Source organism: Algoriphagus chordae (assembly GCF_003254055.1).
GTDB lineage: Bacteria > Bacteroidota > Bacteroidia > Cytophagales > Cyclobacteriaceae > Algoriphagus > Algoriphagus chordae.
In genome coordinates, this window is sequence record NZ_QKZT01000002.1 from 56,301 (window position 1) to 70,518 (window position 14,218).

General features: G+C 41.2%; 15 protein-coding genes. 9 read left to right on the forward strand and 6 right to left on the reverse strand.

The genetic code is table 11. From position 1 onward, the window contains the following. Nucleotides 1-24: 24 nt before the first annotated feature. Nucleotides 25-429, forward strand: coding sequence for a c-type cytochrome (locus LV85_RS02180; protein WP_245942108.1), 405 nt, complete (start codon nt 25-27; stop codon nt 427-429). A gap of 3 nt (nt 430-432) precedes the next feature. On the opposite strand, the gene LV85_RS02185 is transcribed toward LV85_RS02180, so the two are convergent. The 3 genes from LV85_RS02185 to LV85_RS02195 are packed head-to-tail and all read right to left on the reverse strand — an operon-like array spanning nt 433 to nt 2,891. Continuing rightward, entirely contained in the window at nt 433-1,572 is a 1,140-nt protein-coding gene (locus LV85_RS02185) for an App1 family protein (protein ID WP_111316562.1), read from the reverse strand. An 18-nt stretch (nt 1,573-1,590) separates the two neighbouring features. Next, complete coding sequence (locus LV85_RS02190) at nt 1,591-2,544, reverse strand: ABC transporter ATP-binding protein (RefSeq protein WP_111316563.1); 954 nt, start codon at nt 2,542-2,544, stop codon at nt 1,591-1,593. After that, nucleotides 2,541-2,891, reverse strand: coding sequence for an MmcQ/YjbR family DNA-binding protein (locus tag LV85_RS02195; RefSeq protein ID WP_111316564.1), 351 nt, complete (start codon nt 2,889-2,891; stop codon nt 2,541-2,543). The genes LV85_RS02190 and LV85_RS02195 overlap by 4 nt, the downstream gene beginning before the upstream one ends. A gap of 138 nt (nt 2,892-3,029) precedes the next feature. Between LV85_RS02195 and LV85_RS02200 the strand changes: the two genes are divergently transcribed. The 5 genes from LV85_RS02200 to LV85_RS02220 all read left to right on the forward strand — a co-directional run bounded on the left by LV85_RS02200 (nt 3,030) and on the right by LV85_RS02220 (nt 7,005). Next, nucleotides 3,030-3,884: a peptidylprolyl isomerase gene (locus LV85_RS02200; protein ID WP_158531126.1), complete on the forward strand. Its 855-nt coding sequence runs from the start codon at nt 3,030-3,032 to the stop codon at nt 3,882-3,884. A gap of 158 nt (nt 3,885-4,042) precedes the next feature. Next, complete coding sequence (locus LV85_RS02205) at nt 4,043-4,258, forward strand: dodecin family protein (RefSeq protein WP_111316566.1); 216 nt, start codon at nt 4,043-4,045, stop codon at nt 4,256-4,258. Between the two features lie 119 nt (nt 4,259-4,377). Beyond that, complete coding sequence (locus LV85_RS02210) at nt 4,378-5,136, forward strand: DJ-1/PfpI family protein (RefSeq protein WP_111316567.1); 759 nt, start codon at nt 4,378-4,380, stop codon at nt 5,134-5,136. Nucleotides 5,137-5,284: 148 nt separating this feature from the next. After that, nucleotides 5,285-6,172, forward strand: a complete 888-nt coding sequence (locus LV85_RS02215) for a sterol desaturase family protein (RefSeq protein WP_111316568.1) — start codon at nt 5,285-5,287, stop codon at nt 6,170-6,172. Nucleotides 6,173-6,390: 218 nt separating this feature from the next. Beyond that, nucleotides 6,391-7,005: a MarC family protein gene (locus tag LV85_RS02220; RefSeq protein WP_111316569.1), complete on the forward strand. Its 615-nt coding sequence runs from the start codon at nt 6,391-6,393 to the stop codon at nt 7,003-7,005. A 29-nt stretch (nt 7,006-7,034) separates the two neighbouring features. Here the strand turns inward: LV85_RS02220 and LV85_RS02225 are convergent, their stop codons facing one another. Continuing rightward, nucleotides 7,035-7,811, reverse strand: a complete 777-nt coding sequence (locus LV85_RS02225; protein WP_111316570.1) for a class I SAM-dependent methyltransferase — start codon at nt 7,809-7,811, stop codon at nt 7,035-7,037. 61 nt (nt 7,812-7,872) lie between these two features. Between LV85_RS02225 and LV85_RS02230 the strand changes: the two genes are divergently transcribed. Both LV85_RS02230 and rlmB read left to right on the forward strand, forming a co-directional pair. Continuing rightward, nucleotides 7,873-9,108 (forward strand): GWxTD domain-containing protein, encoded by a 1,236-nt coding sequence (locus tag LV85_RS02230; protein WP_111316571.1) that lies wholly within the window; start codon nt 7,873-7,875, stop codon nt 9,106-9,108. Then, nucleotides 9,081-9,854 (forward strand): 23S rRNA (guanosine(2251)-2'-O)-methyltransferase RlmB, encoded by a 774-nt coding sequence (rlmB, locus tag LV85_RS02235; RefSeq protein WP_111316572.1) that lies wholly within the window; start codon nt 9,081-9,083, stop codon nt 9,852-9,854. The genes LV85_RS02230 and rlmB overlap by 28 nt, the downstream gene beginning before the upstream one ends. Before the next feature lie 30 nt (nt 9,855-9,884). Here rlmB and LV85_RS02240 read toward each other — a convergent pair whose 3' ends face one another. Together LV85_RS02240 and LV85_RS02245 are read right to left on the reverse strand one after the other, a co-directional pair. After that, nucleotides 9,885-10,955, reverse strand: coding sequence for a mannose-1-phosphate guanylyltransferase (locus tag LV85_RS02240; RefSeq protein WP_111316573.1), 1,071 nt, complete (start codon nt 10,953-10,955; stop codon nt 9,885-9,887). Nucleotides 10,956-10,963: 8 nt separating this feature from the next. Then, nucleotides 10,964-11,932, reverse strand: a complete 969-nt coding sequence (locus LV85_RS02245) for a KpsF/GutQ family sugar-phosphate isomerase (RefSeq protein ID WP_111316574.1) — start codon at nt 11,930-11,932, stop codon at nt 10,964-10,966. Between the two features lie 96 nt (nt 11,933-12,028). On the opposite strand from LV85_RS02245, the gene recQ reads away from it, so the two are divergent. Continuing rightward, nucleotides 12,029-14,206 (forward strand): DNA helicase RecQ, encoded by a 2,178-nt coding sequence (recQ, locus tag LV85_RS02250; RefSeq protein WP_111316575.1) that lies wholly within the window; start codon nt 12,029-12,031, stop codon nt 14,204-14,206. The last annotated feature ends 12 nt before the right edge of the window (nt 14,207-14,218 follow it).

Consider the following 14,218-nt stretch of genomic DNA (forward strand, 5'->3'; position numbering starts at 1 on the left):
ACTATAAATAATAACCACTCTGAATTGAGAAGAAATCTGATCTTTTTTTTAGTCATCTTTTCAGCATGCACCCAAAAACCGGCTGAGGAAAATATTGACTCTTCTGAGGAAAAAGAGCAAGCCTACATACGGGCAATTGAAGGTGAGGACGAGCAATTAGATCCTGAAATAATCAAAAGAGGCGAAGTTCTCATAGCCTACTCCGACTGTGCTACCTGCCATAAGTCAGATAAAAGAGCAAAGGGACCAGCATTCCAGGACATTGCAAAGAGATATCCAATCAAAGAAATCTACATCGACTTACTTGCAAGAAAGGTGATCTCGGGAGGCACTGGCTCATGGGGAAGTCCTATCATGTCTCCTCATCCAGACCTGAAGGAAGAAGATGCCAAGGCAATGGTGAGCTACATACTTTCCCTGGAAGAATAAGAATTAAGCCTGTTCGTTTTCCTTCTCGTCTTTGACTTTTTCCTGAGCAATATCAGCAATATCTTCTTGCAGCACCCAGCCATGTTCAAGCGCATATTGCGAGGCTTCAAGGGTATTTTTCACCAGCAACATTTCCACGCCAAGCCCTTTCAATTCTTGACTTATTTTCTCAACAAATGCATGCCGCGAGGAATGAACGTCACGGATAAAAATTATCATAATCCTTCCTGGAAACTTCTTAACTACTTGCAAATAAATCCTTGGATCCTCCTGACCACTGTCCCCGATCAGCATAAAGGGAAGCTGGGCGTACGTGGAGAGTATATGGCGGATTTGTTCTAATTTATGTTCAGAATGACTTCCAGAAATAAGCTCTGTTCGAGATAAACCTATATCTCGCAGCATCAATGGCCCTTTGGGAATATGATGAATCTGTAAGAGCTCTTTGAGGAAATCATACAAATTCCAAGGACTGCTAGAGACATAAAAAAAAGGATTACTTTCTATACCATCTGTCCCCTTTTGCAATGCCTTATAAAAAGCTGCTACGCCCGGAAAAGGCACTCTGGTATGTGCATTTTTGGCAAAAGTAGTCTTTAGCATCTCCGTCATCCGCATGGCTCCAGTGGGGATAATGGTATCATCCACATCTGAGATAATACCATAATCTATCTTGCCCACAGGCAGGAACACATCAGCAACAGCCCTGACTTCACCTTGGTTTCTGATCACCTGATCCATCAAGCTCAACTCTATCTGCTGCCAGCGCGAAGGGAATTGTATTGATTTTCGCGGATGTAGCTTAAATTCAAAATAACCTTCCTCATCGGTTGTCACGAAGTATTTCTCTCCTTGAAATTCTGCTTTCACTGCCACTCCAGGAATCACGACAGACATAAACCTCCTGCGCATCTTGCTGATATTCTGCCAGACCGTATCCTCAGGATTTGATGGTCCAACTCGGTTATCTCGAATCACTCGACCTACCAATAAAATTTCCTTCTCATTTCCAAAACCCTCATAGGGAACAATCAACAAGGATTTTACCCAGCCCAATTTGATCCAAAGCCATAGCACTGCGCGATTGAGTGCAAGTTTGGTTTCGTAGAGAATGGTAAGTGGTATATTCCTTTTTTGGGACATGGAGTAGCTTGGGCTGATTTACAGATTCATCACTTTCACCTCATCCCAACTTACATAAACCCGATCCCCTACCTCATATTTCCGCTGAGGATCATCCACCTCCCAGATCAGTCCGGACTCTTTGAGTCGTAGCTGAAGTGAGTTAAAATGCACCAAAAAGCGTGAGTCCGTAACATGAGCTAATAAACCAGTCTTGGTTCTCAGTTTGAGGTCTGCAGGTCTGATGTAGCTATTCTTGGTATCTGGGAGTTTATTGATTGGGCTAAAAAGCCGCGCTACATACTTGGTTTTTGGTCTCTCGCAAAGCTCTTTTGAACTACCTTTTTGAACGAGCTTCCCGTTTTGCAAAATAATCAGGTTATCAGTCAGCCTGAGTGCATCGTCCAGGTCATGAGTAACAAAAATCACCGTTGTACCCATTTCCCGAAAGGTATCCTTCATTTCAGAAACCAAGCGCTGTGTCTGTATGCTATCCAATGAACTGAAAGGCTCATCCAGCAGGACGATTTCGGGTTCTACACTTAAAGCTTTTCCTATGGCTACTTTTTGTTTTTGCCCTCCAGAAAGCTGGTATGGATACCTATCCCGATAATCCCTAAGTCCCAACAACCTAAGTAAGTCCTCCACACGGTTTTTGGCATATTCACGCTCATAGTGCAGCAAGGGTCTGGATAGATTTTCGGCGACTGTAGAATTAGGGTATAAGTGAAAATTCTGATGTATCAACCTAATTTCATCATAGCCAGAAACTATCTTTTGCTTTGGATTCAAAATTGGCTCATCATCCAAAAACACCTCTCCCGCATCTTGAACTTCTAATCCAGCCATGATCCTCAGCAGCGTGCTTTTTCCTGAACCGCTCTCGCCTACAATGGCCAAGAACTCACCCTTCTCTAGTTCGAGCGAAAATGGATGAAGTGCAGTTTGATTGTCATAAGATTTAGAAACATTTGATATAGAAAAGTAACTCATGGGCGGATTTCTGCTTGCAGTTTTTTGGTCAAGCTGCCAAAGATAAGTTCATAAGAATGATCCGCCAATTCCAAAATCAATCGATCAGGCACATTACCAGTCGTACTTACCGAATTCCACTGCTGCTTGTTCATATGAAAACCAGGCGTAATCCCATCGTACTTCTCCCTCAATTCCACCGCACGCTCAGGATCGCATTTGAGATTTATGTATTGAAAAGCTGAGATGGAACAGATCGAAAAGATCTTTTTGCCCACACGAAAACATAGGGCATCCTGATCAAAAGGAGTGTCTTCAGTCACACCAAGCTTAGCAAGGCAGTAATCACGGTAATATTCTAGGGTCATTATTTCAACAGTAAATAGGAAATGGAATTTAGGAAAAAAAGGGAAGTGAGAAAAACTTATGGAATTTTCACCCTAGTTCAAAATTGGGTAATTTTAAATTTACATTCACTCAAATTAATACAGTCACCACTGCCATTCATGAAATCAAGTTTATTCACAGTCATTCTCCTAGTACTATTATCTTCTTGCAATTCACTGGTAGAAAGCGGTGTACACAAAAAAGATCTAAAAAAAGACGTTGCATTATTAACCTCTGAAGGCACTATCGTCTTGCGCCTTTACGACGATACGCCTTTGCACAGAAACAACTTTCTCAGACTGGTAAATGAAGGAATGTACGACAGTATCCTTTTTCATAGGGCCATCAAGGATTTTATGATACAGGCTGGGCAGGCTGCCAATTCTGACTCATTTGAAGCCAAAAAGAAATTAATAAATCTACCCGATAGCATTCCTAAGGAGGTGACAGCCGATCATTTTCATAAAAGAGCTGCGCTTGGCGCTGCCCGTCCTGGGGATGATACAAATCCAACACAAAGCTCCAGCAACATCCATTTTTACCTTGTTCAAGGAAAGGTATACACAGATAGTACCCTAGCGATAGCAGAAGGCAGGATCAATAAAATGCTTGCCTATAATGCTGTTATCAACTCCCCTGAGAATGCTGAGATGTACAAAAGGTTCAAATCCATCGCCAATTTCAATACTGAAAATACTATGGATGAACACAAGATAATTAAGGATAAATTTGATTCCCTCACCTTAATACAGGAACAAACAATAGAAAAATACAGCATTCCTAATTCACACCGGGAAGTATATAAAACCATTGGTGGAGCCGCTCATTTAGATCAAAACTACACCGTTTTTGGAGAAGTGATCTCAGGAATGGAAATAGTAGACAAGATCGCCGCAGTGGAAACCAATAGATCAGATAAACCTGAAGAAGATATCTTGATTCTTTCAGCACAATTAATCAAGAGAAAAGACTAAGGCTACCGGCCTGTTCAATTGCTATAATTAAAAGACCTTCAAAACTGCTAAGAAATCCCTAGGTCTAAGTTTGAATAATTGAGACGACAATTCCACCTAGCATGGTGATTGCATAAATATTAGCCTTAACCCTAATATTCACAAAAACCAAAACAACCATGGGAATAGTAAAAGTGTTGGAGGTAATAGCCTCCTCAGAAAATAGTATTGAAGAAGCAATTCAAAATGCAGTAGACGAAGTTTCAAAAACTGTACACAACATAGATTCAGTCTATGTGAAAGACATCAAGGCCCACGTGAAGGAAGGCAAAGTCACTTCTTACGGTTGTGTCTGTAAGATTTCATTCCGGGTAGATCAATCCAAAAACGTTTAAAAAGTACTTAGGAGACTGTGGCATTTGTCACAGTCTTTTTTTTAACCTCCACCAAACTAATTGTTTTACCTAGGGGTTATGAAGTCAGGTTTCTATTGAGCCTATTAACTCCACACTGTATGAAACTATTTAAATACATACTTTTTTTCGCTGCTATCAGCATATTCAGTTGCAATCCCAAAGATCCTTCTATGGACACTGAGGCTAAGCCAAACTACAGTGCAAATACTCAAACAGACACCCTGACAAAGCATTTGAAACCATTTCGCAATGACCTGCCTACTATTGGTTTGTTGATGTATAACGGTGTACTGACTACTGAGGTGACAGCGGCTGCAGATGTATTTACAAAGCCAACGGAGGCTGGGGAACAACTATTCAACGTCATAACCATCACAGAAACAAATACTCCCATCGTCACGGAAGAAGGCTTGACCATGATAGGAGATTACACATTCAAAAACTGTCCTAAGCTCGATGTGCTTTTCGTGCCTAGTGCCTATGACATGTATGCTCAAATCCATAATGAAAACATTGTCTCTTTTATCCGTGAAAAAAATAAGGAGACAGAATACACCGTAAGTAACTGTGCCGGAGCTCAATTAATAGGTGAGTCGGGAATAGCCGATGGTAAAAAAATAGTCACCTGGATTGGTGGAGGTGAACAGCTCCAAAAGGATTACCCAAAGCTTCTAGTACAGGACGAATACAAAGTGAGTTATATTGAAGATGGTAAATTTCTATCTTCCAATGGAAACCTAGCTAGCTACATATCTGCCTTGGAACTTGTGGAGAAAATGAGCAGTCCAGCACATCGTGAATTCGTAGAATCATACCTCTACCTAGACCAATTACAGAACTGGAAAAAAGTGGAATAAAGTGATAAGATCTCCTGCAACTTAGTTGACCTTCGCTGTATTAGATTGCCATAAACCATAGTATTCATCATAAATAGGAAATATATAAATTTAAATCCCTACCACATCTATTCCACAAATACGGTAGGGAATTCCCCATCTTTGCCCCATGGAAAAATACATCAAAGCGATTTCTGACGGCTATTACGGCTATTGGAATTACTTTACTGGAGAGATCCTAAACCCAAGTTGGCATAATTACTTCTACTGGTTAGTGGGTGCATCTTTGGTGATTTATGGGCTGGAAATCCTTTTTCCATGGCGAAAAGATCAACCACTTATTCGAGAGCATTTCTGGCTGGACATCTTTTATCTTTTCTGGAATTATTTCCTCTTTGCACTAGTCGCCTACAATGCCCTGTCTATGGTAGCTGTGGAGGCTTTCAATGATTTTCTAGGTTTATTTGGCATCACCAATACTGTAGCCATCAAGGTAGATCAACTTCCAGGTTGGCTTCAGCTTCTGATTATATTCATACTCCGTGATTTTATGCAATGGGCAATTCACCGCATGTACCATCATGTGGGGTGGATGTGGGAATTCCACAAAGTACATCACAGTACTCGAGAGATGGGTTTCGCTGCCTTGCTGCGCTATCATTGGATGGAAAACATACTTTACCGCACCTTAGAATACATCCCGCTGGCGATGATAGGATTTGGGATTACCGACTTCTTCATCGTTCATATCTTTACCCTAGTACTTGGACAGCTTGGTCATGCTAATCTGAAAATTCCACTTGGTCCTTTCAAATATGTAATCAATGGCCCACAAATGCACCTTTGGCATCATGCAAAAGAATTACCCGAAACACATCCAAACGGATTTAATTACGGGATATCGCTGAGCCTCTGGGATTTCCTTTTCCGAACAAATTACTGGCCTTCAGATGATGAGAATCTTCCAGTAGGGCTTCCAGATGAAGAGAAATTCCCAGAAGACTTTATAGGTCAGACAACGGAACCTTTTAAGCGGATTTTTAGAAAAAAGAGATAATGATTTATATTTTAATCAGGCCTTATTAGCTGCCGATCTATCATTCTAAAAACTCAAGGCACCTTACCTAAATTAAACCGCGACAGGAAGAATCAATCTTGTGCTCGTAGATGTACTACTTAAAAGGATTTCGATGAATACAGAAGTGGGTTTGGGCTAGGGATTAGATTTTGATACCTTCGCAAATTCTCGCCAACCCGGAAGACCAAAGTACATTCATGGACAATATTCTTGCCTTCACCCTATCCGTTTTCACAGGTTTTTTCGCAATCATGAACCCGATTGCCAACGTACCTATTTTCACATCCCTGACTGAGGACGCTGATAAAGCAACCAAACGCAACATTAGCAAAAGAGCTACGCTTACGGCCTTTATCATAGTAGTGACCTTCATAGTACTGGGTAAATTCATTTTTGAAATTTTCGGAATCACCATTCCTGCCTTCAAAATCACAGGTGGCATACTGATTTTCTACGTGGGTTTTGAAATGCTCCAGTCCAAAAAATCCAGTGTCAAGCACATCAAAGACCCTGAAACTGAAGAAAACATTGCAATCTCCCCTTTGGCAATACCGATCCTAGCTGGCCCAGGCACGATAGTTACGGCCATGAACTTTGCATCGCAGGGCAATTATGTGAATATTTTAATCGTCATTGGCGTTTTTGCCGTGATGTGTCTATTGACCCACCTAGCTTTTGAACTAGGCGATCAAATCGTGAAGCGACTAGGGAAAAACATAATCGTTGTAATCGGAAAGATCATGGGTTTGATCATTGCCATCATCGGTACCAACATGATTATTTCTGGTATAAAAGCAGCATTCTTTGAATAGGTAAGCTTCTACCTTAGTATAGCAACTCCTTATTTCTTCTTTAGGATATAAAATAAATCCAGTCCCTTTGCAGGATCATCGACGATTGGGTAATCTTCGTGCCTGATGTCAACCACGCTTTTTCCCTGTTGCTGATGAAGTTTATTCCTGTTTCGGCGATTTAGAATCTCATAAGGAACTCTTAGAAAAGAAGAAGGTAGCTTATGCTGTAGATCAAAAATATCAAAGCGCATAATTTTCTGCACAGACTTGCGATTGGCCTCATGATATGCCCATACTTTCTCATTTCCACCCACTCCTTTTGCCTCGACTGAGTCAAAAATAGAGGAGCACAGATCAATCAGCTGCTGTGGAGTATATTCACGCTCATGCCATGGATTTCTCGAAAGGGTATGATTAATATTTGGCGTAGAGATCACAGCTTTCCCTCCTGGCTTCAGCACACGATAGATTTCCTCCAGAAATAAGCGATCATTAGGAATGTGCTCAATTACCTGGAAGCTCACGATAGTATCGAAAGAATTATCAGCTATCCCTTCAAAAGGAGGAATCACTGCTTGCTGAAACTCAACTTTTGGAAACCGAACTTTCAACTCGTCGATAACTTCCTGGATTTTGTCCAAGCCAAGATAGCTGTCTGCCAAAGGCAAAAGTGTTTCCACCCCACGACCTTCGCCACAGCCTAACTCCAGCAATTTACCAGAAATCCATGGCTGAGCAGCAATGTATGCTTTCAGTAAGCGTTGATGAATAGGGTTGTCGCTGACCAACTTGTCAGAGGCAATTTCCGTTGTATAGGTAGCCATACAAAAATTTACTATTTTGGCAAAAGTAAGGTTAATTTTGAAAACCCGATATCAACACCCAATGAACTGTAAAACAAGCCGACTCCTGATTTTTTTGATCCTCTTCGCAGGCACAACTTTACCAACCCTTGCCCAAAAAACATTAAGCAGTCTAAATCAGACACTTCGCTATTCTAGATACTCAAGACTTTCGCTGAAAATCATCCCTATCAAAAAATCTGAGACGAGTTTTAAGCTGCAATTTCAGATAGAAAAAATCGAAGAAAATCCTGAATTCAATTCTTTTAGCTTTACCTATTCAATTTTGGATAGCTATGATGAGGAAATTCTTTCAGACAATACATCGATTTTGACCTCTGAAGATCTGAAATATAACACAGACAGGCATTGGGTTTTTGAGAAAACCATCGATATCGCCGCAAGTAAAGAAACTTCTATTGCTCTATTTACGGCCTTAGATACTAGACAAGGGGATGAATATTATTATTCTATTGACATCAAGAGCAGCTTTGTTTTTGACCAAGCTAACTTCGGCGCCTATTACGCCAATAATGTCGGCTTCGATCAAACCTACTTAAACGTAGGAGAGTCTTTGCTTTTCAAATCCAATGGCGGTCCAAACCTTCATGGCTTTTACTATCCTACCAGTTTAGAAATCCCTTATCCTCCAATGGAAACTAAGCCCGCGTCGGTATCAAGAGAAACGCAGGTAATCGACCAAGGCGATTTCCTTGAGCTTATCCCCAAATCCTTTGATGAAATAGGTTATTATTTCATCCAAAGTGACACGAATGCCAATGCAGGACTTATACTCAAAACAACTCATGAAGCATTTCCTAAGGTGCGCGATTGGGATGAGATGGTCGACATGGTGGCCTATATTTCCACGAGAAAAGAACATGAAAGCCTGGTGGCTGCTGAGGACAAAAAGAAGGCTTTGGATGCTTACTGGATAGGATTAACAAGAAATGAAGATACTGCCAAAGAACTTATTCGGGAGTATTTCAGGCAGGTAGAATTCGCCAACATTCTATTCACCGACTTCAAGGAAGGCTGGAAAACAGACAAAGGAATGATCTATATTGTGATGGGTCCACCGCAGGAAGTGAATTTTTATTTGGACAGAGAAGTGTGGAGTTATGGTGGAACTAACGAGAGTTCAAGAATTCGCTTTACCTTTGCGCGGGTCAAAAACATACTTAGCCCACACTATTACACCTTGAACCGCTCACGTGCCTACCAGCCGGTGTGGTTCAAAAACATATCCATATGGAGAAGCGGAAAGATGGCTTTTTGATTGAAAAAGGCGAACACGAAAAAGATTTTATTTTTGGTACAAGAGCGGTCATGGAATCAATCCATGCTGGCAAAGACATTGACAAGGTGTTGGTTCAAAAGGAAATCAACAATGACCTGATCAAGGAATTGATCAAGTTGTGCAAAACCGAAAAAATACCAGTTGTACGCGTCCCTGATGCGAAACTCAACAGAATCACGCGCAAAAACCATCAAGGTGTAGTCGCTCAAATGTCTGCCATAGAATATGCTTCTTTGGACAATGTGATTGAGAGCTGTTTTAACGTAGGTAAATCCCCTTTGATCCTGATTCTGGACAGAATTACCGATGTAAGAAACTTTGGAGCTATAGCCAGAACAGCCGAATGTGCTGGAGTCGATGCTATTGTAATCCCAGAAAAAGGATCTGCGCAAATCAACTCTGATGCAATCAAAACATCCGTTGGTGCATTGAATTTCCTTCCTGTAGTGCGAGTAAGAAACCTTTTCTATACTTGTAGAGATCTTCAGAAGTCCGGTCTGGTATTAGTCGCAATCACCGAAAAAACTGAAAAGACCATGTACGATGTTGATTTTTCAGTACCTGTAGCTATGGTAATGGGATCTGAGGAAGATGGAATCTCTACCGAACTAATGGGAATAGTGGACGAAAAAGTCAAAATCCCAATGGCAGGAAGAATCGAAAGTTTGAATGTCTCCGTATCTGCTGGAGTAGCGATTTACGAGGCGATCAGGCAGCGCAAATAATTCTAAAAAATAATAGAGTGAGGGGAAGGCTTAAATATAGTCTTCCCCTTTTTTTCTTGCATTGGTTACAAACTCACGGAATTTCTTCTCAGCATCGAGTTTGCAGATCAGTAGTACATTATCAGTCTCATTTACAATGTAGTTTTCAAGCCCCTGTACCACGACTAACTTGTCTCCATCTACCTTGATATAGCTATTCTTTGTATCGTAAAGTAAGGCATTAGCCTCAACCACATTATCATCTTCGTCCTTCTTCCTCAATTCATATAGGCTATTCCACGAGCCTAAATCTGACCATCCAAAATCACCTAGAATTACATAAATCTGATTCGATTTCTCCATGATTCCGTAATCAATCGAAATGTTTTTCACTTGTGTATAGGCACTTGACACAAAGACAGCCTCTCCGTCCTTTCCGTAAATATTCATTCCTTCTTCGAATACCTCTGCGATATCTGGCATATGCTTTTCAAATGCGCTGATTAAGCTCTTTGACTTCCAGACAAAAATGCCCGAATTCCAGACAAAATCACCGCTGTCCAAAAATGTCTTAGCTAGCTTTGCATTTGGCTTTTCTGTAAAGGTTTTGACACGGAAAACCTCCGTATTTGGCTTCTCGATGTATTGAATATAGCCATAGCCAATTTCTGGTCTATTAGGAGTAATGCCTAGTGTGATTAATTTACCTTCATCTGCAGCCTCCACAGCCTTCTTCAGGGCAGAAGTAAACTTCTTCTCTTGCAAGATCAAATGATCTGCTGGAGTGACGATAATAGTAGCGTTAGGATCCATAGAATGAATCCTATAGGTAGCATAAGCGATACAAGGCGCTGTGTTTTTGCGCATCGGCTCAGTTAGAATCTGATGATCCTTCAGCTCCGGCAGTTGCTCTTTGACTAGTGTTATGTATTTCTTGTAAGTAATGATGACAAACTGGTCCGGCTCGGCGATGTCTGCAAATCGATCAAAAGTCATTTGCAACAGTGTGCGGCCTGTCCCTAAGACATCCAAAAATTGCTTTGGCCTCTTTCTTCGGCTATACGGCCAAAACCTGGTGCCAATGCCACCAGCCATAATCAGGATATAGGGTTTATTGCGCATGTTAAAAGTTAAACAATTCCTTCTTTCATCAATTCATGAATATGAACAAAACCTGCGATTTTATCTCCATTCATAGCCACCAATTGAGTGATATTATGATTTTTCATCATATTCAGTGCACGAATGGCGTATTCTTGGGTTGAAATGGATTTAGGATTTACAGTCATGATATCGGCAGCCTTCAAAAGATGAATATCAAGAGATTTCTGAAGCATTCTTCGCAAATCTCCATCTGTAATAATTCCTTTCAAATTTCCCTCGGCATCAATCACTGCAGTAGCTCCTAGCCTTTTGCCAGAAATTTCTAAAATCACTTCTGCCAATCCTGCAGATTCAGAAACAACCGGGATTTCATTTCCTCCCAACACATCTCCCACCCTAAGGTACAACTGCTTGCCCAAGGACCCTCCAGGATGGTACTTGGCAAAATCCTCCGAGGTAAAGCCTCTCGCTTCAAGTAAGCAAACTGCTAAGGCATCTCCCAGTGCCAAATGTGCTGTAGTACTCGTAGTAGGAGCCAGATTGTTTGGACAGGCTTCTTCATCTATACTGGCATTCAGCACGTAATCTGACTGCTCTGCAAGGAAACTTTTGGTATTACTCACCAAGGCAACGAGCTTGGAACCAAGATTTTTCAGTAAAGGAACCAGCACTTTGATCTCTGGTGTATTTCCACTTTTGGAAATGCAAATGACAATATCATCATCCAGTATCATCCCCAAATCACCATGAATAGCATCTGCGGCATGCATAAATAGAGCTGGTGTTCCTGTAGAATTTAAGGTCGCAACAATCTTGTTGGCTATGATCGCACTTTTGCCGACACCCGTGATTACCACCCTGCCTTTTGAAACCAAAATATGCTCTACACAGGCTTCAAAATCACTATCTAAAAAATCAACAAGATTTAACACTGCCTGCGCCTCGTTTTGCAGTACTCTCGTGGCTGTATTTCTAATATTTTTAGCTAAATTCAATTTTACCTGTGTTTATAACTAGTTTTGAACAAGGGTATAAATGTAATAAATCATTCCTGTTTACAGGCTTTAGTTACCCTTTTAGCCCCCTAACAAGTGGAAGAAAATGTAAAGGCAGATCTTAAAAAAATCTTTGGATTCAGTCAATTTCGTGGAAATCAGGAATTGATAGTTGACAACTTGCTTAACAAACGAAATACTTTTGTCATTATGCCTACGGGCGCTGGCAAATCTCTGTGCTATCAATTACCTGCCGTAATGAAGAGTGGCACAGCTATAGTCATCTCCCCGTTGATAGCTTTGATGAAAAATCAGGTGGATCAGTTACAGGCTCTGGGAATCAACGCCCACTTCCTGAACTCTACTTTGAATAAATCCGAAGCTGCGCGTGTAAAAAGTGAGGTGCGAAGCAAAAAGACGAAACTACTTTATGTCGCTCCAGAGTCTTTGACGAAGGAAGAGAATGTAGAATTTCTCAAATCTGTAGAGCTCAGCTTTGTCGCGATAGATGAAGCACACTGTATCTCTGAATGGGGACATGATTTCCGCCCAGAATATAGGCGGATCAAATCAATCGTCGCTCAGATCGCCCCTGACCTTCCGATCATAGCCCTTACTGCCACTGCCACCCCTAAGGTGCAGCAGGACATTCAGCGCAATCTTCAAATGGAGGAGGCAGATTTATTCAAATCTTCTTTCAATAGAACTAACCTTTTCTATGAGGTTCGTCCCAAAGTGAAGAATGATTCCAAGAAGGATTTGATCAAGTTCATCAAGGGTCACAAAGGGAAATCTGGCATCATCTATTGTCTCAGCCGAAAAAAGGTGGAGGAAATTGCCCAACTTCTCAAAGTAAATCAAGTCAATGCAGCCCCTTATCACGCTGGCCTGGACTCCTCTGTCAGAATCAAAACTCAGGATGATTTTCTCAATGAAGAACTGGATGTCATTGTCGCAACGATAGCATTTGGGATGGGAATTGACAAGCCAGATGTGCGCTATGTGATTCATTACGATGTTCCCAAGTCTCTCGAAGGATATTATCAGGAAACTGGTCGTGCCGGTCGTGACGGTTTGGAGGGACACTGCCTTATGTTCTACAGATATGAAGATATCTTGAAGTTGGACAAATTCAATAAAGACAAACCCGTCACTGAGCGAGAAAATGCTAGAATCCTCTTGCAGGAAATGGCCGCTTACTCAGAAACAGGTGTGTGTAGAAGGAAGTTTATCCTGAATTACTTCGGTGAAACAATGGATGAGGATTGCGGCTTTTGTGACAATTGTAAGCGAGATCGCGAGACCTTCCAAGGCATGGACATGGTAAGTACGGTACTGGAAGCAGCCCAACAAACCAACGAGCGATTTGGACTTGAGCATCTGGTAAAGGTGATTGTTGGCGAATCGACAGATTACGTGGTAAGCTACTCACATGACAAACTCCCCGTCTTCGGTAAAGGAGCCGATAGTACAGAGAAAACCTGGATTGGAGTGATCCGTCAGGTGATGATCCTCAATATGCTTGAAAAAGATATTGAGACTTATGGCGTTTTAAAGCTGACTCCGAAAGGCATAGATTATCTTGATTCCCCATACAAACTCGATCTTCACAACGATCATGATTTCGAAGCAGAAGTAAAACATGGGCAGGACGAAATTGACATAAGTAGCAGAATCTCATATGATGAGAAGCTATTTGAATTGCTCAAAGCTGAGCGAAAAAAAGTGGCTCGCTCCAAAGGTCTTCCGCCTTATGTCATCTTTCAAGACCCTTCTTTGGAAGAAATGGCGACCGTATATCCTACAACACGAGATGAGCTAGCGCAAATCATTGGCGTTGGTATGGGAAAAGTCATTAAATTCGGGTCTTCATTCTTGAAGTTGATCGATAATTACGTCGAGCAGAATGAAATCGAGACCGCCTCAGATGTAGTAGTCAAATCATCTGGCACTCGGTCAAAAGTAAAAATTTCAATAATCCAGCAAATCGACCGCAAGGTAGGCTTGGATGAGGTCGCAGAAAACCTCAATATGAGTATGAATGATTTATTGCATGAAATAGAGCATATCATTTATAGCGGAACTAAACTAAATATAGATTACTACATAGAAAATATCATGGACGAAGATCGGGAAGATTTACTTCACGACTATTTCATGAATGCTACGAGTGATCAAATCAAAGCAGCTCTAGAAGAACTAGAAGATGAAGATTTTGCGGAAGATGAACTACGCGTCTATCGAATCAAATTCATCTCTGAGCATGCTAATTAACTTGAATTGAGT